Below are 22,556 nucleotides of genomic sequence, written 5' to 3' on the forward strand. Positions count from 1 at the left end.
CGTGCAGGAATCGGCAGGCGGCTAGAAGTCGGTCTGCGCGGTGCGGAGTACCGGGTAGAGCTGGTAGCGCTCATCCCAGGATGCGTGGCGCTTGGCAAAAAATTCCAGCCGCGCCTGCGGGTTGTTGGAAAAGTCCGGATCGCTGGCGATGCGCTGTTCGAACTGCGCCTTCAACGCGGCATCGTTGGCGAGCATGTCGCGCGCCACCTCTTCGGCGACGTAGGCTTCCATGTATTCCTTGCGCTCGAACGCGGTATTGAAAAAGCCCCACTGCAGCAGCGAATCCGGCGCCTGTGGTTCCAGGATCGCCATCACCAGACGCGCCTTGGGCTGGGCGATCGGCACGAACAACGAGCCGGACGGCACGCTGCGGGTTTCATTGCGCCATTGCCCGCTGAGTTCCACTGTCTGGTGGCTTTCGTTGGAGCGTGCTGCAAACTTGACCGCGTCGGCGCGGAAGGTCTGCACCGGCCGCTGCGCCGCATTGCCGATGGTCGTGAATTGGATGCCATGCAGGCGCAGTTTTTCGCCCACCAAGGCCGCTTGCGCAGCCGGGACCAGGTAGCCGCCGCGTGGCGCGTCCACCACCACATCGGGCTTGATCTGGTCGCGCAGTGGCACCTTCCAGACTTGCGGCTTGCTTTCGTCGTAGTGCGTCATCAGTGCACCGGAAATCGGCGACGGTGTGCGCGTATACGCATAGCCACGAAACGCAACGGTGCGTGCGTCTGGGCCCGCAGCGAAGCTCAACGGTTCGGTCGTGCCGGCCAGACGCTTGGCGCGCTGATCGGCAGCCAATGCATCGGCGCGCCACTGCGTGCCATGGCGTGCGGCCTGCTGCAACACCGAGACGATGGCGTTGCGGGTGATCCGCACACGGGTGGGGTAGTCCTTCCACGAATGCGTTTCCACCAGCATGCCGAAGCGGTTGCGTAGCAGGAAATAGCCATGCGAAAAGCGTGGCGGCGACACATCATCGGCAAAGCCGGAACCGGGATCGTCTTCGTGCACGAAGGACGGGTAGTACGGCAGCGGCAACGAGCCCTGTTTTTTCAAATCGGCGAGCACTGCGTCGCGCCAGCGTGTGCCATCGCGCTGCAAGCCCGCATCGCCGGCATGCACCGGTTCCACCTGCACCGAGACGTCGTGCTCGAACTTGGCGCCGTCGGTGACGTGCAGGTCTACATACATCAACGGGTCCCATTGCTGCACCAGTTGCAGCATGGCCTGCATTTCCGGCGCGTCGGCCTTGACGTAATCGCGGTTGAGATTGAGGTTCTGCGCGGTGGTGCGCCAGCCCATCTGTTCGGGACCGCGCTGGTTGGGGCGGTTCCAGGCACCGAAGCGCTCATGCCCATCGACGTTGAATACCGGCACGAACACCCACACCAGCTTGTCCAGCACGCCATGGCCGGCCTTGCCATCGAGCAACTCGCGCAGGGCCAGAAAGCCCGCATCCTTGCCATCGATCTCGCCGGCATGGATGCCGCCCTGGACCAAAACCACCGGCAGCTTGCGTTGCGCGGCCGATTGCGCGTCGAGTGCGCCACTGGTGGAGACGATCAAGGCCTTCATCGGCCTGCCCTCGGGCGTGGTGCCGAACTGGATGCAACGCACCGCCTGCGGGTAGCGCTGCGCAAACGCATCGCACAGTGCAATGACTTCGTCGTAGCGGCCGGTCTGGATGAAACCGCTGCGCTCTGCCTGGGTCGTCAGCGGCGCGGCAGCCAGCGCGGCGGGGGCGGAAGTCAGCAGCAACAGGCTCAGGGCCAGGCGAGTGAAGCGGGGCATCCAGCGGTCCAGTGTTCCAGGAAAACGTTTGCAATGTAGCCGAGCCGGCGTGCAAGGCCAATCTGCACTGCGTCATGGTCTTGCTGTGATCGGTGCCAAGCGTGGGTTTCACCCGGACACGCTGCGGCTTTCCCTTGATCGGGCGAGCAACATTCGAGGAGGCGCAGGCTACGCGGCTGCCGTGCAACGCTTGGCGCCATGGCGTTGTCGGCCAACCTGGACGACACCGATCACGCTGGGCGAGGTCCGCCAGCTGCGTCCGCTGAGCGCCCGCGTCCGACATGTTCGGGCGGGCAATGGCGGCCGGCGGGCGGGCGCCGGTACGATAGGGCCTGTTTTCAGCACGACCGGACTGCCTTTGACCACCTCCATCTCGCCAGGCGCTTCTGCCGGCGCGCGGCTGCCGCGCCAGATTCCTTTCATCATCGGCAACGAGGCCTGCGAGCGTTTCAGCTTCTACGGCATGCGCAACATCCTGGTGCAGTTCCTGATCACCTCGCTGTTGCTGCAGGAAATTAGCGGGCCAGGGCGCGAAGCCGAGGCCAAGCACATCCTGCACAGTTTCATGATCGGGGTGTATTTCTTCCCGTTGCTGGGCGGTTGGCTGGCCGACCGCTTTTTCGGCAAGTACAACACCATCCTGTGGTTCAGCCTGGTGTATTGCGCCGGGCATGCCTGCCTTGCGCTGTTTGAGGGCAGCCGCGACGGATTTTTTGTGGGTCTGGGCCTGATCGCGCTGGGCGCAGGTGGCATCAAGCCGCTGGTGGCCTCGTTCATGGGCGACCAGTTCGACCAGTCCAACAAGCACCTGGCCAAGGTGGTGTTCGACGCCTTCTACTGGATCATCAACTTCGGCTCGCTGTTCGCCTCGCTGCTGATTCCGCTGGCGCTGAAGAATCTTGGCCCGGCCTGGGCATTCGGCATTCCAGGGATCCTGATGTTCGTGGCGACGCTGGTGTTCTGGCTGGGGCGCAAGCGCTATGTCCTGGTGCCGCTGCCGCCGAAGGACCCGCATGGGTTCGGTGCGGTGGTGCGCACTGCGCTATTGACGCACGCGCCCGGGCAGGGCCGTCCGGGCTTGATGCTGGCGGTCGTCTCGGTGTTGCTGGCGCTGGCCGGCTTCGCGCTGGTCGAGCAATTGGGCATCGTCGTGTGCCTGTGCATTGCGCTGGTGTTGTTGCTGGCCGGGATCGGCGGCGGGACTTGGTGGCAGCTGGAACGTGCGCGTGGCACCCATCCGGATGTTGCGGTGGAAGGCGTGCGTGCGCTGTTGCGGGTGTTGGTGATCTTTGCGCTGGTGACGCCGTTCTTTTCGTTGTTCGACCAGAAGGCCTCGACCTGGGTGCTGCAGGGGCGCGAAATGACCATGCCAGCCTGGTTCACCGCTTCCCAGATGCAGGCGCTCAATCCGCTGCTGGTGATGCTGCTGATCCCCTTCAACAACCTGGTGCTGTACCCGCTGTTGCGCCGTGGTGGCTGGGAGCCGACCCCCTTGCGCCGCATGACCAGCGGCATCGCCTTCAGTGGCGTGGCCTGGGTGGCGGTAGGCGCGATCCAGATGGTGATGGACGGTGGCGAGCCGATGCACATCGCCTGGCAGATCCTGCCGTACGCACTGCTCACCTTCGGCGAGGTGCTGGTGTCGGCCACCGGCATCGAGTTCGCCTACAGCCAGGCGCCGCCGTCGATGAAGGGCGTGGTGATGAGTTTCTGGTATCTCACTACCACCGTCGGCAATCTATGGGTGCTGCTGTCCAACGTGGCGGTGCGCAATGCGACGGTGACTGCGCATATCGCCGATACTGGGCTCAGTGAAGCGGCCTTCTTGATGTTCTTCTTCGCGGCCTTCGCGTTCCTGGCGGCACTTGCCTTCGGCTTGTACGCACGCCGGTATCGCATGGTCGACAATTACCGTACTGCCTGAGGTCTGCATGATTACCCTGATCCTGATCGCCATCACCGGCATCGTCTCGTGGATGGCGTTCAACAATCGCAAGTTGAGCGACCGGCTGATCCTGTGGCCGCCGGCGGTAGACAAGCACAAGCAATACGATCGCCTGGTGACCTATGGCTTCATCCACGCCGATCTGGGGCACCTGATCTTCAACATGATCACGCTGTTCTTCTTCGGCCGGGTGATCGAGAACGTGATGGCCCAGCTCACCGGCAGCGTGCTGACCTATCCGCTGTTCTATCTGGCCGCACTGGTGGTCTCGATCCTGCCGAGCTACCTGAAGAACCAGAAGAATCCGAATTACCTCAGCCTGGGCGCATCCGGTGCGGTGTCGGCTGTGCTGTTTGCCTTCATCCTGCTGCAACCGTGGACGATCATCCTGGTGCTGTTCATTCCGGCCCCGGCGATTCTCTACGCGGTGTTCTATGTGGGCTACAGCCTGTGGATGGACCGCCGCGGCGGCGATCGCATCAACCACAGCGCGCATCTGGCTGGCGCTGCGTTCGGCGTGATGTTCATGCTGATCATGGAACCGCGCGTGTGGCAGGTGTTCCTGGAGCAGCTGTCCAACCCGCGCTTCGGCTGAGCGCGGCCGGCGATGGTGACGCTCGCCCAAGCTCAACGCGCTGGACGCTGCCGCGGTTAGAAAGTGAACTTTTGTGCGCGGCCAGCGTGTCCCTTCTGCAGGCCGAACGCGTGGTTGCCAGCTAGCGCGATGGGATGCCCGACGACTGCCGGCGTGTACGGACCGGAGCGTTGCGGGAAGCGGGTAAGAAGCCGGCCCGATACGGCCGAGCCATGTCAGACACGCGCGATGGCACGGTCTCGACAGACGTATTGGATGGGATCAACGACTGCACAGCGGATGAGGCCGCTGCGCAGCGATGCGCCAGCTCAGGCCGCGTTGCGTTCCTGATCGGCGCTGGATGCCACGCCGTAGGCCTGCTGCAGGCGCTCGTACACCGTATCGTTGAGCTGCGTGAAATCCGGATTGTGGGTGTCGCCCTTGAGAGCGAACTGGAACAAGCCCTCCAGCAACGAGCTGTCGCTGTCTGCGCTGTGTCCTGCCGAATCGTTGTTCATGCGGTGGCTCCTCGTAGGTAAGGCGAAGACGTCGCTGCTTCCGCACACCGGTTGCCGCGATTGCCTTCGGGTCAGCTATCGGCGCTCCCCGGGCGAACTTGAGGGCGCGTTGCGCAAGCTGCGCAGCCGATCACAGCATCGATTCACTTTCACGCAGGCGCGGCATCGCGCTGGTCACACTGCGCCTTACTTCTTGCTGGCGCAGAACTTGAGAGAGGCGTCGACAGTGCACGCAGAACACGATCCGGACCGGCAGCGTTTCAACATAGACACCGATGGACATCGCGCCGAGCTGGCCTATCGGCGCGAGGGTGAGATCATGACCATCACGCACACGCAGGTGCCGGACGCGATCAGCGGACACGGCGTTGCCGCGGCATTGGTCGAGGACGCTTTGACATTCGCACGGCAGCACGGTTTGAAGGTGATTCCGGCGTGCAGCTATGCCGATGCATATCTGCGGCGACATCCGCAGTATCACGATCTGCTGGCCTGACCAGCAGCGGTTCTTTTCGTAACACGATGCATATCAGGGGAGCGGGTGGTAATGGGGCGGTTGCTTGGATTCAAGGCAGTGCAGGGCTTGCTGGTGCTGGCCGTGTTGGCAGGGTGTACGCAGCGCGCACCGACAACGGCAGAGCCAAGTGCGCCAGCAGCCGATGCGGCGCCCGCGGCGGCGGCGCCTGCAGAGCCGACTGTCGTACAGAGCGGCCCGCTGGAAGATGTGATCGAACATGCACCGGCCTACATGGTGGGCATCAGCTATCCGCGCGGGCTGGATGCATATCCGGAACTCACTGCGCTCATTCGCGGCTATGCGCAGGATGCGCGTGCCGAACTGATGCAGGCGGTCTCCGGCCTGGGCAACGACAAGCCGCCGGCGCCGTATGAGCTGTCGTTGGCATTCGAAACCGTGTTGCAAACCCCCGATCTGATCGTGATTTCCGCCGACGGCAGCAGGTACACCGGCGGTGCGCATGGCGAGCCGCTGGTGGCGCGCTTCGTCTGGTTGGTCAAGGAGCGCAAGCAATTGACCGCACAGGCACTGATTCCGGATCCGGCAGGCTGGGAAAAGATCGGCCGGGAGGTCGCGGCGCAATTGCATGCAGCAGCGACCCAGCGTGTCCAGCAAGATCGCGTGCCGGTAGAAGAGCAGGCTGAGCAGGTGGCTTCGGCCGATCGCATGATTGCCGAAGGCACCGCAGCGCAGGCGGAGAATTTTGCGCAGTTCGTACCGGTATTGAATGCAAATGGGCAGATCACTGCCGTGCGCTTTGTATTTGCGCCCTATCAGGTTGGTCCCTACTCGGATGGCACGCAGATGGCAGAGGTCGCTGCCTCCACATTATTGCCTTCGGTCGCACCGGAATATGTACATCTCTTCGCGCGCTGAGGTGTCGCATCGCGCATGATGTGATTGAATGGCCCGGCCATTCAGCAACGTACTCCAACGGGTGATATGAGTAGTTTCGATCCAACCGCAAGTCGCGTGGACCACACCTGCGTGCGTTATCCGGCGTTCCCGCGGGAGCCGGCAATATTGGTGAGACTGATCAAGCATCTCTACAAGCGCCTGCATACGCTCGGGTGCGTGCGACTCAAGCCTTATGGCCTCAGTCCGCCGGAATACGAGATCTTGATGATGCTCTATGGCACACCGGAGCAATCGATCACTCCGACCGAGGTGGCCGAAGCCGCCAGCGAAAAGCCGGCCAACATCACCCGGCTGACCGATCAACTGTGCGAGAAAGGCCTGATCTCGCGCACCAGCAGCCCCGAGGATCGGCGCAAGATCGTACTGACGCTGCAGCCCGCAGGCTCGGCCTTGATCGAAAGCCTGTTGCCCGATGCCTGCACGCTGTTGCATGCAGAGACCGCCAGCATGAGCGAGGCCGAGCAGTTGCGTCTGGAGAAGCTGCTGAAAAAGCTGCTGGATGGCGTGGACGCGGTCGAACTCTAAGCACTGCGCGTTGCGCGTTGCGCGTGCGATAAGGCGTTGCAAACCCAGCCAGCAAAAGGCCGCCCTGATCGCTCAGGGCGGCGTGTCGGCTCATCGGTCCTCAAACAAGCACTTGCCGATACCATCGCGAGCAACTGGATGTCGCGTCTGGTGTGCGAGATCGGCATGCCCGCAGGGGACATGCAGATCCTGTTGCCAAGCACGCGGCCCGATGACCGCGCGCGGATCGTGCAGCCGGATCTACGGCTTGGACTGCGGCGATTCCGGAGTGGCACCATCGCCGCCTTGCGCGCTGAGACCGCGCTTTTCGAGCAGCGGCTCGATCTGCGGCGCATGCCCGGCAAAGTTCTGGAACAGCTCCATCGCATCCACGCTACCGCCGCGCGAAAGCAGGGTCTTGCGGAAACGATCGCCATTGGCGCGGCTCAGGCCACCGTGCTGCTTGAACCACTGCTGGGTGTTGGCGTCCAGCACTTCCGACCAGATGTAGGCGTAGTAGCCTGCCGCGTAACCGCCCATGATGTGGCTGAAATACGGGGTCTTGTAGCGCGGCGGCACCGGCGCGTAGGCAATGCCGTCCTGCTGCAGCGCCTTGGCTTCGAATGCCATCACGCCGGCGGCGTCCGGTACCTGGCTGGCGCTGACCTGGTGCCAGTTCTGATCCAGCATCGCCGCACCCAGGTATTCAGTGGTGGCAAAGCCCTGGTTGAACTTGGATGCGGCAATCACCTTGTCCAGCAATGCCTGCGGCATCGGGGTGCCGTTCTGGTAATGCTTGGCGTAGTTCTTCAGGATGGATGGTTCGTCGGCCCACATTTCGTTGACCTGCGAGGGGAACTCGACGAAGTCGCGCGGCACGCTGGTGCCGGAGAAATACGGGTATTTGACGTCGGAGAACATGCCGTGCAGCGCATGCCCGAACTCATGGAACATGGTGGTCACTTCATCCCAGGTCAGCAGCGTCGGCTGGCCGGCCGGCGGCTTGGGAATGTTGAGGTGATTGGCCACCACCGGCTTGAAGCCGGTCAGCTCCGACTGCGACACATAGGAGTTCATCCATGCGCCACCGCGCTTGGATTCGCGCGCATACATGTCGGCAATGAAGATCGCCAGCTGCTTGCCGTCCGCGTCGAACACGTCGTAGACGGTGATGTCGTCGCGGTAGGTCGGCAGGTCGGTGCGCTGTTTGAAGGTCAGGCCATATTCCTGATTGGCCGCATAGAACACGCCGTTTTCCAGCACGTTCTTCAGTTCGAAGTACGGCTTGAGCTGGGATTCGTCGAAGTTGTACTTGGCCTGGCGCACCTTCTCGCTGTAGTAGGCCCAATCCCAGGCTTCCAGCTTGAACGTCGGCTTGCGCGCGGCCTTTTGTTCCTTGTCGATCATGGCCTGCAGATCGGCGGCTTCGCGCTTGGCATTGGCCACCGCAGCCGGCGCCAGTTTGCCCAGCATCGCGTTGACCGCTTCGGGCGTCTTGGCGGTCTGGTTTTCCAGCGAGTAGGCGGCATAGGTGGGGAAGCCCAGCAGCTTGGCCTTGTCGGCGCGCAGCTTCATGATGCGCGACACCAGCGCGGTGTTGTCGTACTGGCCGCCGTGGCTGCCGCGCGACACCGAGGCGTCATAGATCCTCTTGCGCAGCTCGCGATTCTTCAGCTGGGTCAGCGGCGGCTGGCCGGTGGTGTTGAGCAAGGCGATGACGTACTTGCCATCGAGCTTGCGCGCCTTGGCCGCTTCGGCGGCGGCGGCAATCTGCTCCTGCGACAAACCGTCCAGCTGCCTGACGTCGTCCACGACCACAGCGGCAGCATTCACTTCGGCCAGCACGTTCTGGCTGAAGGTGGTGCCCAGGTTGGCCAGCTCGGCATTCATGGCCTTGAGCGTGGTCTTGTCGGCGTCGGAGAGCTTGGCGCCGTCGCGCACGAAGTCGCTGTAGTACTTCTCGACCAGGCGCACGCCTTGCGCATCCAGCCCCAGCGTGGCGCGTTGGTCGTACAAGGTCTGGATGCGTGCGAACAGCTTGCCGTTGAGCGAAATCGCATCGCGGTGCGCTGCGAACTTCGCCGAATAGTCGGCCTGCAACTTCTTGCGTGCGTCGTTGGTGTCTGCGCCCACCAGATTGAAGAACACCGTGGTGGCGCGGTCGAGCGTGGCGCCGCTCTTTTCCAGCGCGATGATGGTGTTGTCGAAGCTGGGCTTGGCTTTCTGGTTGGCGATTTTTTCCACTTCCTTCAACTGTTCGGCCATGCCGGCATCGAAGGCAGGTGCGAAATCGCTGTCCTTAATTTTGTCGAACTGCGGGTAATGCAGCGGCAGCGTGCTGTCGGCAAAAAAGGGATTGGCTTGGGTGGCGGCCTGCGTGGCAGCGGGGGCGGCGATGCTGTAGGACGGCATGGCAAGTCCCAGGGAGGCGGCCAGGGCAAAAGCGAGACGGGTGGTCAAGAGAGTTGCTCCAAAGTGCGAACCGCCGAGGCTAACCCAGCCCGTCGGGACAGGCGTGTGACAAAAGGCATGGCTGCCAAGCCAAGGCGACGCGATCAGGCGGGCACAACCGTTGCTCGCCCTGCAATCGCGCGAGTCGATGCAAGCTGGGCCTGTACCGCCGCCGACAGTGTGCCCGTCGCACTTTGTGGCAGTACGAGCTAGCGGTCTTCGGGCGACCTCGGCGAGCTGCCGGGGCGTCTGCTTGACGATCCCGGCGTGTCGCGCGGCAGGCGATCTGCCGCACGACTGCCCTTCGCAATCTTTCCCCGCCGCATGGCCGTCGTGCAGGCGGCTACGGTACGCTGCCCGTCTCGCACACTGCAGGGCAACCATGAGCGACATCTCCACCTTCGCCTTCACCGACCTGGAAGGTCGCACCCAGTCGATGCGCGATTACGCCGGCAACGTCCTGCTGGTGGTCAATGTTGCCTCCAAGTGCGGGTTTACGCCGCAATACGCGGGGCTGCAGGCGCTGTGGCAGCGTTATCGCGAACGTGGGCTGGTGGTGATCGGCTTTCCGTGTGATCAGTTCGGCCATCAGGAGCCGGGCGATGCGGCGCAGATCCGCCAGTTCTGCTCGCTCGACTATGCGGTGGATTTTCCGCTGGCAGCAAAAATCGAGGTCAACGGCAACGGCGCGCATCCGCTGTGGCAATGGCTCAAGCACGAACAACGCGGTGTGCTCGGATCCGAAGCGATCAAGTGGAACTTCACCAAGTTCCTGGTCGGCCGCGACGGCCGCGTACTGGAACGTTATGCGCCCACCACCAAGCCGGAAGCGTTGGCCGCCGACATCGAGCGCGCGCTGGGCGCATGATCCGGCAGGGCATGGGAGTGGAACCGTAGGAGCGCACCCGCGCGCGACGAAGCTTTCCCGGTAACGCCTGGTCGCGCCCGGGGGCGCTCCTACGATCTCGGGTTCTTCAGATGAAACGCCGCGCCGCGCGGGTCTTGCACGCGTCGCATCACTTTTCGACGAATGCACGCTCAAACACGTAATGCCCCGGCGTGCCGATGCGCGGCGAGGTCTGGAAACCGCGGCTATCGAGCAGGGTGCGCAGGTCGGCCAGCATCTGCGGGCTGCCGCAGATCATGAAGCGGTCGTTGGCCGGATCCAGTGTCGGCAACCCGAGCGTCTGCTGCATGCGCCCATCGGCCATCAGCTCTGTCAAACGGCCTTGGTTGGCGAAGGCTTCGCGCGTGACCGCCGGGTAGTACAGCAATTTCTCGCGCAGCAGGTCGCCGAGGAATTCATGCTGCGGCAATTCGCGTTCGAAGTAATCGCGGTAGGCCAGATCCTGCACGAACCGCACACCCTGGGTGAGAATCACCTTGTCGAAACGCTCGTAGGTTTCCGGGTCCTTGATGATCGACAGCCACGGCGCCAGGCCGGTACCGGTGCCCAGCAGATACAGGTTGCGCCCGGGGTGCAGGTCGCTGATCAGCAGCGTGCCGGTGGGTTTCTTGCCGACCAGCACCTTGTCGCCGGGCTGGATGTGCTGCAGCCGCGAGGTCAGCGGGCCGTCCGGCACCTTGATGCTGAAGAACTCCAGATGTTCTTCCCAATTGGCGCTGGCGATCGAATACGCACGCAGCAACGGACGCGTTTCGGTTTCCAGCCCGATCATCACGAACTGCCCGTTTTCGAAACGGAAGCCGGCATCACGGGTCGTGGTGAAGCTGAAGTAGGCATCGGTCCAATGACGGACCTCAAGCACCGTTTCGGCGCCAAAAGCGGAAGACATACCGGTCGTGTCGTGGGAGGAGTACGCGCCAATTCTACCTCAAGCTGGCCAAATGAGATGGACTCTCATTTGGGTGCGGGGATTCGGGAGTCGGGATTGGGGATTCGCAATTCGCAAGAGCAGATCCTGGATCCTGAGCGCGCCGGGCTCGCGGATGAGCCGGCAGCTTTTACCAATCCCCAATCCCGAATCCCTGCCTCACCGATACCCCGCCGCCTGCAATTCGAACAATTCCGCATACCGGCCGCCCTGCGCCATCAGCTCTTCGTGGGTGCCGTTGGCCTCGATGCGGCCAGCAGCCAGCACCAGAATGCGGTCGGCCATGCGCACGCTGGAGAAGCGGTGCGAGATCAGCACGGCGGTGCGGTTGTCCGACAGCTCCTTGAAGCGCTGGAACACCTCGAATTCGCTGCGCGCATCCAGCGCGGCGGTAGGTTCGTCCAGGATCATCAGCTGCGCATCGCGCATGTAGGCGCGGGCGATGGCGATCTTCTGCCATTGCCCGCCGGACAGATCCACGCTGTTCTTGAAACGCCGCCCGATCAGCTGGTTGTAACCGTCGGGCAGGCTGTCGATCAGCTCGCCGGCCATCGCGCGTTGCGCGGCGGCGCGGATACGTGGCGTGTCGTCCATCGCGTCTACCTGGCCCACGCCGATGTTTTCGCCAACGCTCAGGTGATAGCGCACGAAGTCCTGGAAGATCACGCCGAGGTTGGCGCGCAGGTCGTCCAGGTCGTAGGCGCGCAAGTCCTGACCATCGAGCAGGATGCGGCCTTCGTCGGGGTCGTAGAGCCGGGCCAGCAGCTTGACCAGGGTGGTCTTGCCGGCGCCGTTTTCGCCGACCAGCGCCAGCACTTCACCGGCGCGCAGTTCGAAATCCAGGTGCCGCACCGTCCACTGTTCCGCGTCCGGGTAGCGGAAGCCGACGTCTTCGAACACGAAGCCCTGGCGGATCGGGCGTGGCACCGGCAGTGCGTTCGGGCGCGAGCGGATTTCCGGCACGATGTTGAAGAACGAATACAGATCGTCCAGATACAGCGCCTGGCCTGCGACCTGCGAAAAGCCGATCAGCAAGCCTTCCAGCAATTGCCGCAGGCGCAGGAAACTACCGGCCAGGAAGGTCAGGTCGCCGATGCTGAAGTCGCCGCGCACCGTGCGCCAGGCGATGTAGCCGTAGGCCATGTAGTAGCCCAATGTGCCGAGCGCGGCCAGCAGCGCTCCCCACATTGCGCGCTTGCGTGCCAGCGCACGGTTGGCCTGGAAGAACTTGTCGGCCAGCCGGCGGTAGCGCGCGATCAGGAAGCGGTGCAGGTTGAGGATCTTGACTTCCTTGGCCGTCTCCACGCTGGCGCCGACCTGGCGCAGGTAATCGAGCTGGCGCCGTTCCGGCGTCCACTGGAAGTTGAGCGAATAGCCGAGCGCATTGAAATGCGCCTCGCCGATGAAGGCCGGAATCAACGCGACCGCCAGCAGCACGATCAACCAGGGTGCATAGACCACCAGGCCCACCGCCAGGCTGACCACGGTAATGGCGTCCTGCACCTGGCCGAACAGCTGGCTCATCAGGTTCATGCGGTTCATGGTCTGGCGTCGCGCGCGATCCAGCTTGTCCTGCCGGTCCGGGTCTTCGAAATCCTCCAGATCCAGCTGCGCGGCATGTTCCATCAGACGCACGCTGGCAGCGTTGTTGAACAACTCCGACAGCAGCGCATCGGCATAGCCGACCAGCCGGCCGAGCAGGTCCGAGCCGATCGCCAGCGCCAGTTCCAGCGCCAGCAGTTCCAGTAGCCGGTTCAGGCGGCCGCTGCCCAGGGCCTGCGCAAACGAGTCGAATGCCGACGGCTGGCCGACCAGGTGGATCGCCTCGTCGATGATCAATTTGCCGATGTACAGCGTCGCCACCGGCATCAGCGCGCGCAGCACGCGCAAGCCGATGCTGCTGGCACTCAGCCAGCGGCTGGTCTGCCAGATCTGCTGCAGGAACGGCGGTAGATTGCGCAGCGCATCCAGGCGCTCGCGCAGGGTAGGGCCGGTACGGGGAGCGGCAGGCGCAGTGGCGCCGGAACGGGAAGCTGACATCGCGCTAGTGTGCCGCGCCCGGCGTGGGCGCGGGGTGTTGGCTGGCGGCAGGAAAGGCCAGGGCCCGCGCGCAGGCGCGGGCTCGCCTTGGCGCACAGGGCTCACCGCCAGCCGGTGCGCCGGCAACGGTCCGTGGACTCGTCGCTTGCCATCACCGCAGCACGGCCGCAGCGCTGCGCCGACGACGACCGGCCAAAGGCCGCATCGGTCAATCGTAGCGATAGACGCCGCCGCCGGACGCGCCTGCGGTTTGCTCTAAAATGCCCGGATTGCACCCCCGCCAGCCGTAGAGCCAGCCGTGACCTCGATCAAGCAGGAAGACCTCATCCAGTCCGTCGCCGATGCGCTGCAGTACATCAGCTACTACCACCCGGTCGACTACATCAAGAATTTGTCCGCCGCCTACGAGCGCGAAGAATCGCCGGCCGCCAAGGACGCCATTGCGCAGATCCTGATCAATTCGCGCATGTGCGCCGAGGGCCACCGCCCGATCTGCCAGGACACCGGCATCGTCACCGTGTTCCTGGAAATCGGCATGCACGTGCGCTGGGACGACGCCACCATGGGCGTGGAAGACATGGTCAACGAAGGCGTGCGCCGTGCCTACAACCATCCCGACAACAAGCTGCGCGCCAGCGTGCTGGCCGACCCGGCCGGCAAACGCACCAACACCCGCGACAACACGCCGGCAGTGGTCAACACCAAGATCGTGCCCGGCCACCATGTGGAAGTGATCGTCGCGGCCAAGGGCGGCGGTTCGGAGGCCAAGAGCAAGTTCGCCATGCTCAATCCGTCCGATTCCATCGTCGATTGGGTGCTCAAGACCGTGCCGACCATGGGCGCCGGCTGGTGCCCGCCGGGCATGCTCGGTATCGGTATCGGTGGCACCGCCGAAAAGGCGATGCTGCTGGCCAAGGAAGCGTTGATGGAACCGATCGACATCGTCGACCTGCAGGCGCGCGGCGCCTCCAACCGTGCCGAAGAGCTGCGGCTTGAGCTGTACGAAAAGGTCAACGCGCTGGGCATCGGCGCGCAGGGCCTGGGCGGCCTGACCACCGTGCTGGACATCAAGGTCAAGGATTATCCGACCCATGCCGCCAACTTGCCGGTGGCGTTGATTCCCAACTGCGCGGCCACTCGCCACGCGCACTTCACCCTGGACGGCAGCGGCCCGGTGATGTTGGATCCGCCGTCGCTGGAAGACTGGCCCAAGCTCACCTACAACCCGACCAATGCGCGCCGGGTGAATCTTGACACCATCAGCAAGGAAGAAGTGGCCAGCTTCAAGCCGGGCGAGACGATCCTGCTCAACGGCAAGCTGCTGACCGGCCGCGATGCCGCGCACAAGCGCATGATCGACATGCTCAACCGCGGCGAAACCCTGCCGGTGGATTTCACCAATCGCTTCATCTACTACGTCGGCCCGGTCGATCCGGTGCGCGACGAAGTGGTCGGCCCGGCTGGCCCGACCACCGCCACCCGCATGGACAAGTTCACCCGGCAGATGCTGGAGCAGACCGGCCTGCTCGGCATGGTCGGCAAGTCCGAGCGTGGCGATGCGGCGATCGAGGCGATCCGCGACAACAAGGCCGTCTACCTGATGGCGGTCGGTGGTTCTGCGTATCTGGTGTCCAAGGCGATCAAGGCCGCCCGCGTGCTGGCGTTCGAGGACCTCGGCATGGAGGCGATCTACGAATTCGAGGTCAAGGACATGCCAGTGACGGTCGCGGTGGATTCCACCGGCGAATCGGTGCACAAGACCGGCCCGCGGCAATGGCAGTCGCGCATCGGCAAGATTCCGGTGGTGGTGGAGTAACGGCGGCGATCGAGCCGGCTGCACCGCCGTTGCGCGGGTGCGGCCGGTGCCGGTGAGCTGCAGGGACGATGCACGCATGCGGCATCGTGTGGAGGGCGTTTCATGTCGGTGCGCGCGCCGGTGCAGCGGTGATTGCACCACACAGGTCTTCGACAGCCCGGTAAAACAACGACAATCGCCGTGAGCCGCGCAGGCTTTGCCCGCCTTGCGCGCCTGTCCCTACGGATCCCGGAGCCCGCATGGTCGCCACGCTGTACCACTCCCCCAGCACCGCAGCGTTGGTGGTGCATTGGCTGCTGATCGAACTGGATATTCCGCACGCACTGCACCCGCTGGATTTCGAACGCGGCGAGCACAAATCGCCGCAGTATCTGGCGCTCAACCCCGCCGGCGTGGTGCCCACGCTGGTGCTCGATGGTCAAGTGCTCACGGAAGCCGCCGCCATCGTGCTGCAGCTGGTCGATCTGCATCCGCAGGCCGGGCTGGCCCCGGCAGTCGGCACGCCGGAGCGTGCGGCGTACTACAAGTGGATGTTCTTCTGCGCCAACACCCTGCAGCCGGCGTACCGCGCCTGGTTCTACCCGAGCGAGCCGGCCGGGGCCGGGCAGACCGAGGCGGCGCAGATACACGCCCGCCGCAAGCTCGAAGCGGCCTGGACCCAGGTCGATGCGCATCTGCAGGCCCACGGCCCATATCTGCTCGGCAAAACCGTGTCGGCGGCCGACTTCATGCTGACCATGCTGATGCGCTGGTCGCGCAACATGCCGCGGCCGACCGATACCTGGCCTGCGCTGCGGGCGCATGCAATGCGGATGAAGGCGCGCCCAGCGTTCCAGGAAACCTATCGCCGGGAGGGCCTGACGGACTGGACCTGAACCTGCGCCCGCGGACTGCGTCTTTTGATCGCAGACGCTCCATCCGGCCCGTTTGGTCGCGTCCGCCACATAGTACGATCGCGCCACCAACCACAGAGTAGGGGGCTCGTCCATGTCGCATTCCGCATCGCGTCGAAAATTGCTTCAGTGCGCCTGTTGCGCGCCGATCGCGGCCGCTGCCGCATCCCTGCCGTTCGCCTCGCGCGCGGCGCCGTCCAAGAAAACCGATCTGAATGCCGAACAGGCGCTGCAGATTCTGCGTGACGGCAACAACGCATTCGTCGAAAACCGCCCCAAGAAAGTGATCTCCGACAGCAAGCGCCGCCTGGAGCTTGCGCTGGGCCAGACCCCGTTCGTCATCCTGGTGTCGTGCTCGGATTCGCGCGTGCCGCCGGAGTTGCTGTTCGGCCGCGGCCTGGGCGAAATGTTCATCGTCCGCAACGCCGGCAATACCGTCGACACCACCGCGCTCGGTTCGATCGAATATGCGGTCAGCCAGCTCGGCGTGCCGCTGGTGGTGGTGATGGGCCACGAAAGCTGCGGTGCGGTGGCGGCGGCAGTGTCGGTCGTGGAGAACAACACGTTCTTCCCGGGCGCAATCGGCTCGATGATCGAGCCGATCGTTCCGGCGGTGCTGACCGCCAAGGCCAAGGGCGGTACCGACCTGCTGGCCGACTCGGTCAAGGCCAACGTCAAACGTACCGTCGACCGCTTGCGCGCGGCATCGGAGCCTGCGTTGCTCGAACCATTGCGTGCCGGCAACGTGCGCGTGGTCGGTGCGTACTACACCTTGCAGGACGGCAAGGTGGACTTTTTCGACGTCTGAGGCGATTGCAAGAAAGCCGCGGCAACAGCGGTGTTGCCGCAGCTGTGGGGAGTCCCAAGTGTCTTGCAAACAGGGTTTGTAAGAACAGGAAAGCCGGCATGCACGCATGCCGGCTTTTTGATTGGATTGACTCGGTGCGGCGTGTCGATTAACTCCGGCGCATGATGCGACGGGACCGCGACGTACGCGAATTCAGCTGACATCAGCGCCGGTCATGAGTTGCCGCAACTAGTCGCCGCGCCGACAGCGGCTCACAAAACGTAGTGGAGTCGCCAGCCACGAGGATGGCGCACAGGAATGGCAGTGTACGAGTCGTACATGCCATTCCGCGCACCGGCCGAATGCGGCTGGCGGTGAACGCAGTAGTTTTGTGAGCTGAGCTTAGAACCACTCCAGCAATGACACGCCCACACCGATATAGGTTGCCTTGTGGTTGTAGTCGATCATGCTTTCGCCGTAGCCATCGAATACCTGCACATGGCCGCGCAACAGGTTGGTGATGGGGAAGCCGTAGTCCAGCTGTACCGAACCGTGCGAGCGGTCGCCGCCACGCAGCGAATGGCGTGCGATCAGCGCGAATTCGTGACCATCCTTGTTGTACACCAGCGTCGCATCGCCGCGGCCCATGTAATCCTCGATATCAGGATTGTTGTCGTCGGCGCGGTCTTCCTTGATGCGGAACCACGGGCGCAGTGTCAGCGCCCAGTTCTCCCGATCCAGCCCGAAGTTCAGGATCACCCGATTCCACGAGCGCGACAGCGGGTCGGCGCGCCCGTTGGACATGTGATTGAGGCTGATGCCGCTCATGCGGCCCTTCCAGCCGAAGATGCTGTAGTTGTTGCGAAAGACCAGCATCGCTTCGGGCTCGTAATTGGTCTCGCGGAACGGGCGCGACGCATCGGCGTTGTAGGCCTGCCAGCGCGAGCTCTGGGTGTAGCCCATCCAGATATCGCCGTTGTCGCCGAACAGGTCTTCCACCACCTTGGTCTTGAAGCTGAGCTGGAACTTGAGCTCGGTGCTGTCCAGCTGCTGCGGCGTGTTGACCGAGTTGGCCGGATTGGGCGACTGCGGGGTGCGGTTGGTGTCGCTGGTCCAGAATGCCGGCAACAGGTATACCGGCTTGTAGCCGCGCAGCTGGAAGGTGCCCAGCTTGGAATCCTTGGCCAGCTCCCAGCGGCGGTCCAGCAAGGAGCCACGGCCGGCATTGGCCACGGCTTCTTCTTTCGGCTGGTCCTGGCCGTCGGCGCGGAAGAAATCGCCGACCCGGCTGATGGTGCGCGTATCGTCGGGCTTGGCCTCCTTCTGCTTGGCTAATTGCGCGGCGGCATCTGCCTCCGCGGTTTGCTGCGGCGTATAGCCCAGTGCCTTGTCGTAGCAGGCCAGGCGAGCGGCATCGGACGTCACCGAGGTGCAGGCTTGCGGCGAGGCCGGCTGCGGTGCGATTTCCTGCGCATGGGCCCATGGCGCGGCGGCCAGTGCGATCAGCATCAGGGGGCGGGTGTGGTGCTTGGACATGGGCAGTCTGGCCGAAGGAAAGGCGCCAGGCAGGCGCAGAGACATGCAGCTTAACGGTCGCGTCTGCATACGCCGTGTGTACACGGCGACATAACATTCGATCGAATCCGGTCGCTCAGTCTGTGCCTGCGACGTGTTGCCGTGGAGCGGGTATGCGCATGGAATGTGGCTGCCACGTGTCAGCGGAGTGAGCGCATGTGGCTGTTACGCGCGTCCTGGACTAGGAGCGCGTCACCGCCGTGGAGCCGTTCCAGAGCCCTAGAAAAACCAGCCGATGGCGAACACGCCCAGCATGCACAGGCCAAGCGCCAGTTTGGTGGCGGTGCCGAGCATGATGCCCACCCAGGTCCCGAGACCGACCTTGGTGGCCTGGCCGGACTTGCGTGTCTGGTAATACTCGCCAAGCCAGGCGCCAGCGAACGGACCGACGAACAGCCCGATCGGCATGAAGAAAATGCCTGCAATGCCCCCGATGACCGAACCCCATAACGCCAGCTTGCTGGCACCTACCCGCTGCGCCCCGTACAGCGTGGCCAGGAAGTCCACCAGGTACGACAGCGCGGTGATCAACCCCAGCACGACCAGCGTCACCCAGCCGATGTGGGTGAAATGGTCGGCCCAGGCGGCGACCAGCAGGCCGGCGAACACAAGGGGCAGGCCCGGCAGGGCCGGCAGGATGACCCCAGCCAGGCCGATCAGCACCAGCGCCGTGGCCAAGACGTAGTAAACGACGGCAGTGTCCATGAGGGTTACGCAGGTCCTAATTCAGGCTTGACAAAAAGGCGCAAGAGGTGCTTGAAAATTCATTTTGTGCGGGTTAAGTTGCAGCCGCTGCTGTTTGCAAAGGTCACCGTGAATCGTGGCCTGATGCGGTAGATCGCCTGATCCGCTACATCCTTGTACCTCGCTTCCTCCTTGCAATCACAGCCACCACCGCTAGTCCATCACAGTGTCGTAGGGAGTCAGTCGAGATGTCCAACATCGAACGCGAAAATGGTGTCGTGAAGTGGTTCAACGATGCCAAGGGCTTTGGATTCATCAGCCGCGAAAATGGCGAAGACGTCTTCGTGCATTTCCGCGCGATCCAGATCCAGGGCTTCAAGAGTCTCAAGGAAGGTCAGAAGGTCAGCTTCACGGTCGTGCAAGGCCAGAAGGGCTTGCAGGCCGATGCAGTGCAGGTGGTCTGAGCCGGTTGCCCGGAGCGCATCGGCCACGCAACAAAAAGGCCCGTCACCGGGCCTTTTTGTTGTCTGCAACCGTGTTGTCCGCGGCCCTTGCCCACTACCGACGCATTGGCGCTGCGTCTGCGCCGCCGAGCCGATGGATCAGCGCAACACGACCTTGCCGTTGACCACGCGCACGTACGCGTTCTCGCGCACGCCAGCCAGGTCGCGCTGGTTGACCACGATCACGCGGCCGTCGTCCATGCGCACCTGCACATCGAAGCTGGAACTGGTGACATTGTTCTGGATGGCGTTACCTGCCAGCGCGCCGGCAGCGGCACCGGCGACGGCCGAAACATTCTTGTTGCCCGTGCTGCCGCCGGTTTCCTTGGAAATCTGGCGGCCGGCCACCGCGCCCACGATGCCGCCCAGCACGGCGCCAGTGCCGGTCGGCGCGGTACGGGTCGGGCCGACTTCGTCGATCCGGGTCACGATGCCGCAATCCACGCAACGCTGCGTCTGCGAGTAGCCCTGGTCATAACCGCGGTCGCCGCGATAGCTGCCGTACTGGGGCTGTGAGGTGGCGCAGCCAACCAGGGTCGCGGTTGCAGCCAGGCCAATGACGAGCAGTCGGGTTTTCATGAGATCTCTCCGGGGTGGTTCGAAAAGGCGGCCGGGGCCGCGGCGACGCCATCCTGTGATGGTCCAGGTGAACGGCCTGCCAACTGCGACACTGCAGGCTTAACGAAACCCGAGCGTCGTATTCATCCAACCTCAGCGAAAGTCGCGATGGCAGGCCTCGCAGGCATCGGAGATGCGGGTGTGGAGTTGGCCCAGCTGACTGCAATCGGTCAGCGTTACGCCCTGGGCCTGATCCAGCGCGGCACGCAATGCCTGTGCGTGCTCGCCGAAGCGGCGGTCCTCGCCAATTGCAGGGAAGGCCGGCTCGACTTCGTCGGCCAGCAGGCGCAACGATTGCAGCCGTCGCTGTTGCTGCGCCGGCGCGCAGGCGACGCCTTCGCCCGGTCGCAATGCGCGTAATTGGTAGGCCATGATCTGCATCAGGCTGTCGGGCACCGGGTCGCGTCGCGCCTGTAGTGCGTTGGCCACCATGACCGTGGCGACCAGGCCGATCAGCAGGCCCAGCACCAGCATGAAGGCGTAGCGGGCCGCGCGGGATTGGGTGGGAGGCGGGGCGTGCATAAGGTGGCTCCTGGGACGCAACGTTCGTTGCGGCAGCGTGGGCGCGCCCTGGACGGGGCGCGTAAAATAGGCCGATGAAAGCACAATGGCGTGAACGCTTTGCCGGTATCGACCGGCTGTATGGGGTCGGCACCGTCGAGCGCCTGTCGGCGTGCCGCGTGGCGGTGGTCGGCATGGGTGGGGTGGGCTCGTGGGTGGTCGAGGCGCTGGCACGCACCGGGGTGGGACACATTCGCCTGATCGATGCCGATGACGTGTGCGTGTCCAACACCAACCGGCAGTTGCCGGCGCTGGCTGGCCAGTACGGTCGCAACAAGGCCCGCGCGATGGCCGAACGCTGCGTGGCGATCAACCCGGACATCGAAGTCGACGCGGTCGAGGCTTTCCTGACCTCGGGCAATATCGAGACCTTGCTGGGTGAGGACTTCGATCTGGTGATCGATGCCTGCGACAGCTTTCGGGTCAAGGTGGAAACCATCGCCTGGTGCCGTCGGCGCAAGTTGCCGCTGCTGACCGTGGGCGCGGCGGGCGGGCGCACCGACCCAACGCTGGTGCGCGTGCGCGACGTCTCGCGCACCGAGCACGATGCGATGCTGGCGCTGATCCGCAAGAAGCTGCGCAGCGAATTCAATTTCCCCAAGAACCCGCAGCGCTACTTTGGCGTGCCCGCGGTGTATTCGCTGGAAAACGTCAAATACCCGCAGGCCGATGGCAGCGTTTGCGGCATCCGCCCGCAGCTCGATGCCGATGCCACGCTCAAGCTGGATTGCGGGGCAGGGCTGGGCGCGGCCACGCATATCACCGGCACCTTTGCATTCGTGGCAGTGGGCAAGGCGCTGGAGATGTTGCTCAAGCCCAAGGCCGCGGCGCCGGCAGCCGAGGCGGTTGCGGCGTCGTGATGTTGCCTGCGCGCTGTCGTGCTGACCGGGCGCTCGCGCTGATGCGCACGCTGCGCTCAGCGCCGTAGGCCGAACAGGTTGCGTGCGTTGGCCGACGTGAGCGCGGCAATGTGCGCAGGGTCTTGCGCGCGGAGCTGGGCGATGCAGTCCAATACCGTGCGCAGATACGCCGGCTCGTTGCGTTGGCCGCGGTTGCCGGCGTCGGGCTGATCCGGCGCGTCGGTTTCCAGCAGCAGGTGCTGCAGCGGCATGCTGGCGACCAGCCTTCGCAAGCGATTGGCACGCGGGTAGGTCACCGGGCCGCCCAGACCGATCATGAAATCCAGTTTCCACAACTGCTGCGCCTGCTCGGGGCTGCCGGCAAAGCTGTGCACCACGCCGCGCAGGCCACCTATCGCCTTGATGCGGGCGATGACTTCTTCGGTGGCGCGGCGGGCATGCACGATCAGCGGCAGGTCGAAGCGCTTGGCCAACTGCAGCTGAGCATCGAAATAGGCGCGCTGCGCCTGCGCATCCAATCCGTCGACGAAAAAGTCCAGGCCGCATTCGCCGATCGCGCAGGGCCGCTCGCGTTCGATCCACTCGGCCAGCAGCTCCAGGTGTTCGGGGCGGTGCTGGTCCAGAAACAGTGGGTGCAGGCCATAAGCGGGGTAGAGACCAGGCGCCTGATCGCAGACCGCACGCAGGCCCGGCCAGCTGGCAGCAGTGATCGCCGGTACCACTTGCTGCATGACGCCCGCGGCGCGCGCGCGCGCGATCACCGCCGCGCGGTCGTGGTCGAATTCGCCTGCATCCAGATGGCAATGGCTGTCGATCAACTGCATCAGTCGCGGCGCGCCGGTGCCGGCATTGGCGACTTGCGGGTTTTCCAGTTGGCCAGCAGCAGCGTGGTCAGGCCGAACAGCACTTCGTCCAGGAACGGGATCGGGTCCGGCACCACCACGTCGATCAGAAACAGGGCGGCAGCCAGCTTGAACAAGGTGGGATAGCGCAGCGTGCTGGCCCAGTCCAGCGCGCGTGCGGTCAAGGGATTTCGCATGCGAATGCTCCGGCTGTTAGAGATGCATGAAGTAACCGCTAGCTGAACTTAACCGTCGTGTTCATGAGCGAGCGCCTTTTCGTTCAGGGTTCCCATGCTGGAATCACGGCCGTCAACAACGCGGTGC

Annotated in this window: 22 protein-coding genes; 11 read left to right on the forward strand and 11 right to left on the reverse strand. The window is 64.0% G+C overall.

Features of this window, described 5'->3' with window-relative positions; all coding sequences use genetic code 11:
- Nucleotides 1-21: 21 nt before the first annotated feature.
- A complete protein-coding gene (locus tag ACCQ07_RS07515) occupies nucleotides 22-1,791 on the reverse strand; it encodes a M14 family metallopeptidase (RefSeq protein WP_372359020.1) in 1,770 nt (589 codons plus the stop codon).
- Between the two features lie 358 nt (nucleotides 1,792-2,149).
- Between ACCQ07_RS07515 and ACCQ07_RS07520 the strand changes: the two genes are divergently transcribed.
- Together ACCQ07_RS07520 and ACCQ07_RS07525 are read left to right on the forward strand one after the other, a co-directional pair.
- Complete coding sequence (locus ACCQ07_RS07520; protein ID WP_033478465.1) at nucleotides 2,150-3,715, forward strand: POT-type proton-dependent oligopeptide transporter; 1,566 nt, start codon at nucleotides 2,150-2,152, stop codon at nucleotides 3,713-3,715.
- A 7-nt stretch (nucleotides 3,716-3,722) separates the two neighbouring features.
- Nucleotides 3,723-4,331 (forward strand): rhomboid family intramembrane serine protease, encoded by a 609-nt coding sequence (locus ACCQ07_RS07525; protein WP_003483519.1) that lies wholly within the window; start codon nucleotides 3,723-3,725, stop codon nucleotides 4,329-4,331.
- A 308-nt stretch (nucleotides 4,332-4,639) separates the two neighbouring features.
- Here the strand turns inward: ACCQ07_RS07525 and ACCQ07_RS07530 are convergent, their stop codons facing one another.
- Nucleotides 4,640-4,828 carry a hypothetical protein gene (locus tag ACCQ07_RS07530; protein WP_005911777.1) on the reverse strand — a complete coding sequence of 63 codons (189 nt, stop codon included), beginning with the start codon at nucleotides 4,826-4,828 and terminating at the stop codon, nucleotides 4,640-4,642.
- A 226-nt stretch (nucleotides 4,829-5,054) separates the two neighbouring features.
- On the opposite strand from ACCQ07_RS07530, the gene ACCQ07_RS07535 reads away from it, so the two are divergent.
- From ACCQ07_RS07535 to ACCQ07_RS07545, 3 genes are all read left to right on the forward strand, one after another.
- Entirely contained in the window at nucleotides 5,055-5,324 is a 270-nt protein-coding gene (locus ACCQ07_RS07535; RefSeq protein ID WP_057681604.1) for a GNAT family N-acetyltransferase, read from the forward strand.
- A gap of 51 nt (nucleotides 5,325-5,375) precedes the next feature.
- Nucleotides 5,376-6,221 (forward strand): DUF3298 and DUF4163 domain-containing protein, encoded by an 846-nt coding sequence (locus tag ACCQ07_RS07540; RefSeq protein WP_089141322.1) that lies wholly within the window; start codon nucleotides 5,376-5,378, stop codon nucleotides 6,219-6,221.
- 66 nt (nucleotides 6,222-6,287) lie between these two features.
- On the forward strand, nucleotides 6,288-6,788 hold the full coding sequence (locus ACCQ07_RS07545) for a MarR family winged helix-turn-helix transcriptional regulator (RefSeq protein WP_008571407.1): 501 nt from the start codon (nucleotides 6,288-6,290) through the stop codon (nucleotides 6,786-6,788).
- Nucleotides 6,789-7,028: 240 nt separating this feature from the next.
- Here ACCQ07_RS07545 and ACCQ07_RS07550 read toward each other — a convergent pair whose 3' ends face one another.
- Nucleotides 7,029-9,227, reverse strand: a complete 2,199-nt coding sequence (locus ACCQ07_RS07550; RefSeq protein WP_218488392.1) for a M3 family metallopeptidase — start codon at nucleotides 9,225-9,227, stop codon at nucleotides 7,029-7,031.
- A 373-nt stretch (nucleotides 9,228-9,600) separates the two neighbouring features.
- Between ACCQ07_RS07550 and ACCQ07_RS07555 the strand changes: the two genes are divergently transcribed.
- On the forward strand, nucleotides 9,601-10,086 hold the full coding sequence (locus ACCQ07_RS07555) for a glutathione peroxidase (protein ID WP_008571409.1): 486 nt from the start codon (nucleotides 9,601-9,603) through the stop codon (nucleotides 10,084-10,086).
- A gap of 148 nt (nucleotides 10,087-10,234) precedes the next feature.
- On the opposite strand, the gene ACCQ07_RS07560 is transcribed toward ACCQ07_RS07555, so the two are convergent.
- Both ACCQ07_RS07560 and ACCQ07_RS07565 read right to left on the reverse strand, forming a co-directional pair.
- Nucleotides 10,235-11,014 (reverse strand): ferredoxin--NADP reductase, encoded by a 780-nt coding sequence (locus tag ACCQ07_RS07560; RefSeq protein ID WP_008571411.1) that lies wholly within the window; start codon nucleotides 11,012-11,014, stop codon nucleotides 10,235-10,237.
- A gap of 198 nt (nucleotides 11,015-11,212) precedes the next feature.
- Complete coding sequence (locus ACCQ07_RS07565; RefSeq protein ID WP_218541668.1) at nucleotides 11,213-13,093, reverse strand: ABC transporter ATP-binding protein; 1,881 nt, start codon at nucleotides 13,091-13,093, stop codon at nucleotides 11,213-11,215.
- Nucleotides 13,094-13,391: 298 nt separating this feature from the next.
- On the opposite strand from ACCQ07_RS07565, the gene ACCQ07_RS07570 reads away from it, so the two are divergent.
- The 3 genes from ACCQ07_RS07570 to ACCQ07_RS07580 all read left to right on the forward strand — a co-directional run bounded on the left by ACCQ07_RS07570 (nucleotide 13,392) and on the right by ACCQ07_RS07580 (nucleotide 16,610).
- Entirely contained in the window at nucleotides 13,392-14,909 is a 1,518-nt protein-coding gene (locus tag ACCQ07_RS07570) for a fumarate hydratase (protein ID WP_372165661.1), read from the forward strand.
- Nucleotides 14,910-15,148: 239 nt separating this feature from the next.
- Nucleotides 15,149-15,784 carry a glutathione S-transferase family protein gene (locus ACCQ07_RS07575; protein ID WP_372165663.1) on the forward strand — a complete coding sequence of 212 codons (636 nt, stop codon included), beginning with the start codon at nucleotides 15,149-15,151 and terminating at the stop codon, nucleotides 15,782-15,784.
- Between the two features lie 187 nt (nucleotides 15,785-15,971).
- Entirely contained in the window at nucleotides 15,972-16,610 is a 639-nt protein-coding gene (locus ACCQ07_RS07580) for a carbonic anhydrase (protein WP_209261010.1), read from the forward strand.
- 381 nt (nucleotides 16,611-16,991) lie between these two features.
- Here the strand turns inward: ACCQ07_RS07580 and ACCQ07_RS07585 are convergent, their stop codons facing one another.
- Together ACCQ07_RS07585 and ACCQ07_RS07590 are read right to left on the reverse strand one after the other, a co-directional pair.
- Nucleotides 16,992-18,125, reverse strand: a complete 1,134-nt coding sequence (locus ACCQ07_RS07585) for a phospholipase A (RefSeq protein ID WP_372363940.1) — start codon at nucleotides 18,123-18,125, stop codon at nucleotides 16,992-16,994.
- Between the two features lie 258 nt (nucleotides 18,126-18,383).
- Complete coding sequence (locus tag ACCQ07_RS07590) at nucleotides 18,384-18,869, reverse strand: DUF456 domain-containing protein (protein ID WP_008577289.1); 486 nt, start codon at nucleotides 18,867-18,869, stop codon at nucleotides 18,384-18,386.
- Nucleotides 18,870-19,096: 227 nt separating this feature from the next.
- On the opposite strand from ACCQ07_RS07590, the gene ACCQ07_RS07595 reads away from it, so the two are divergent.
- On the forward strand, nucleotides 19,097-19,312 hold the full coding sequence (locus ACCQ07_RS07595) for a cold-shock protein (RefSeq protein ID WP_003483561.1): 216 nt from the start codon (nucleotides 19,097-19,099) through the stop codon (nucleotides 19,310-19,312).
- A 138-nt stretch (nucleotides 19,313-19,450) separates the two neighbouring features.
- Here the strand turns inward: ACCQ07_RS07595 and ACCQ07_RS07600 are convergent, their stop codons facing one another.
- Nucleotides 19,451-19,930, reverse strand: a complete 480-nt coding sequence (locus ACCQ07_RS07600) for a glycine zipper 2TM domain-containing protein (protein ID WP_007966687.1) — start codon at nucleotides 19,928-19,930, stop codon at nucleotides 19,451-19,453.
- Nucleotides 19,931-20,062: 132 nt separating this feature from the next.
- Nucleotides 20,063-20,491, reverse strand: coding sequence for a cytochrome c (locus tag ACCQ07_RS07605; RefSeq protein WP_011346928.1), 429 nt, complete (start codon nucleotides 20,489-20,491; stop codon nucleotides 20,063-20,065).
- A gap of 74 nt (nucleotides 20,492-20,565) precedes the next feature.
- On the opposite strand from ACCQ07_RS07605, the gene ACCQ07_RS07610 reads away from it, so the two are divergent.
- Entirely contained in the window at nucleotides 20,566-21,390 is an 825-nt protein-coding gene (locus tag ACCQ07_RS07610) for a tRNA threonylcarbamoyladenosine dehydratase (protein ID WP_136733848.1), read from the forward strand.
- A 56-nt stretch (nucleotides 21,391-21,446) separates the two neighbouring features.
- Here ACCQ07_RS07610 and ACCQ07_RS07615 read toward each other — a convergent pair whose 3' ends face one another.
- Nucleotides 21,447-22,214 (reverse strand): TatD family hydrolase, encoded by a 768-nt coding sequence (locus ACCQ07_RS07615; RefSeq protein ID WP_014089783.1) that lies wholly within the window; start codon nucleotides 22,212-22,214, stop codon nucleotides 21,447-21,449.
- Complete coding sequence (locus ACCQ07_RS07620; RefSeq protein WP_338339985.1) at nucleotides 22,214-22,429, reverse strand: DUF6116 family protein; 216 nt, start codon at nucleotides 22,427-22,429, stop codon at nucleotides 22,214-22,216. The genes ACCQ07_RS07615 and ACCQ07_RS07620 overlap by 1 nt, the downstream gene beginning before the upstream one ends.
- Nucleotides 22,430-22,556: the final 127 nt, after the last annotated feature.

Source organism: Xanthomonas sp. NCPPB 3583, from assembly GCF_041475715.2.
In the GTDB taxonomy this organism is placed as follows: Bacteria; Pseudomonadota; Gammaproteobacteria; order Xanthomonadales; family Xanthomonadaceae; genus Xanthomonas; species Xanthomonas euvesicatoria.

Bases quoted from the DNA above. Each gene is read 5' to 3' on its own strand.
- ACCQ07_RS07565 (WP_218541668.1), bottom strand. From the start codon at position 13,093: ATGTCAGCTTCCCGTTCCGGCGCCACTGCGCCTGCCGCTCCCCGTACC.
- ACCQ07_RS07575 (WP_372165663.1), top strand. From the start codon at position 15,149: ATGGTCGCCACGCTGTACCACTCCCCCAGCACCGCAGCGTTGGTGGTG.
- ACCQ07_RS07600 (WP_007966687.1), bottom strand. From the start codon at position 19,930: ATGAAAACCCGACTGCTCGTCATTGGCCTGGCTGCAACCGCGACCCTG.
- ACCQ07_RS07595 (WP_003483561.1), top strand. From the start codon at position 19,097: ATGTCCAACATCGAACGCGAAAATGGTGTCGTGAAGTGGTTCAACGAT.
- ACCQ07_RS07610 (WP_136733848.1), top strand. From the start codon at position 20,566: ATGAAAGCACAATGGCGTGAACGCTTTGCCGGTATCGACCGGCTGTAT.
- ACCQ07_RS07545 (WP_008571407.1), top strand. From the start codon at position 6,288: ATGAGTAGTTTCGATCCAACCGCAAGTCGCGTGGACCACACCTGCGTG.
- ACCQ07_RS07540 (WP_089141322.1), top strand. From the start codon at position 5,376: ATGGGGCGGTTGCTTGGATTCAAGGCAGTGCAGGGCTTGCTGGTGCTG.
- ACCQ07_RS07560 (WP_008571411.1), bottom strand. From the start codon at position 11,014: ATGTCTTCCGCTTTTGGCGCCGAAACGGTGCTTGAGGTCCGTCATTGG.
- ACCQ07_RS07525 (WP_003483519.1), top strand. From the start codon at position 3,723: ATGATTACCCTGATCCTGATCGCCATCACCGGCATCGTCTCGTGGATG.
- ACCQ07_RS07615 (WP_014089783.1), bottom strand. From the start codon at position 22,214: ATGCAGTTGATCGACAGCCATTGCCATCTGGATGCAGGCGAATTCGAC.
- ACCQ07_RS07590 (WP_008577289.1), bottom strand. From the start codon at position 18,869: ATGGACACTGCCGTCGTTTACTACGTCTTGGCCACGGCGCTGGTGCTG.
- ACCQ07_RS07530 (WP_005911777.1), bottom strand. From the start codon at position 4,828: ATGAACAACGATTCGGCAGGACACAGCGCAGACAGCGACAGCTCGTTG.
- ACCQ07_RS07605 (WP_011346928.1), bottom strand. From the start codon at position 20,491: ATGCACGCCCCGCCTCCCACCCAATCCCGCGCGGCCCGCTACGCCTTC.
- ACCQ07_RS07515 (WP_372359020.1), bottom strand. From the start codon at position 1,791: ATGCCCCGCTTCACTCGCCTGGCCCTGAGCCTGTTGCTGCTGACTTCC.
- ACCQ07_RS07555 (WP_008571409.1), top strand. From the start codon at position 9,601: ATGAGCGACATCTCCACCTTCGCCTTCACCGACCTGGAAGGTCGCACC.
- ACCQ07_RS07620 (WP_338339985.1), bottom strand. From the start codon at position 22,429: ATGCGAAATCCCTTGACCGCACGCGCGCTGGACTGGGCCAGCACGCTG.
- ACCQ07_RS07585 (WP_372363940.1), bottom strand. From the start codon at position 18,125: ATGTCCAAGCACCACACCCGCCCCCTGATGCTGATCGCACTGGCCGCC.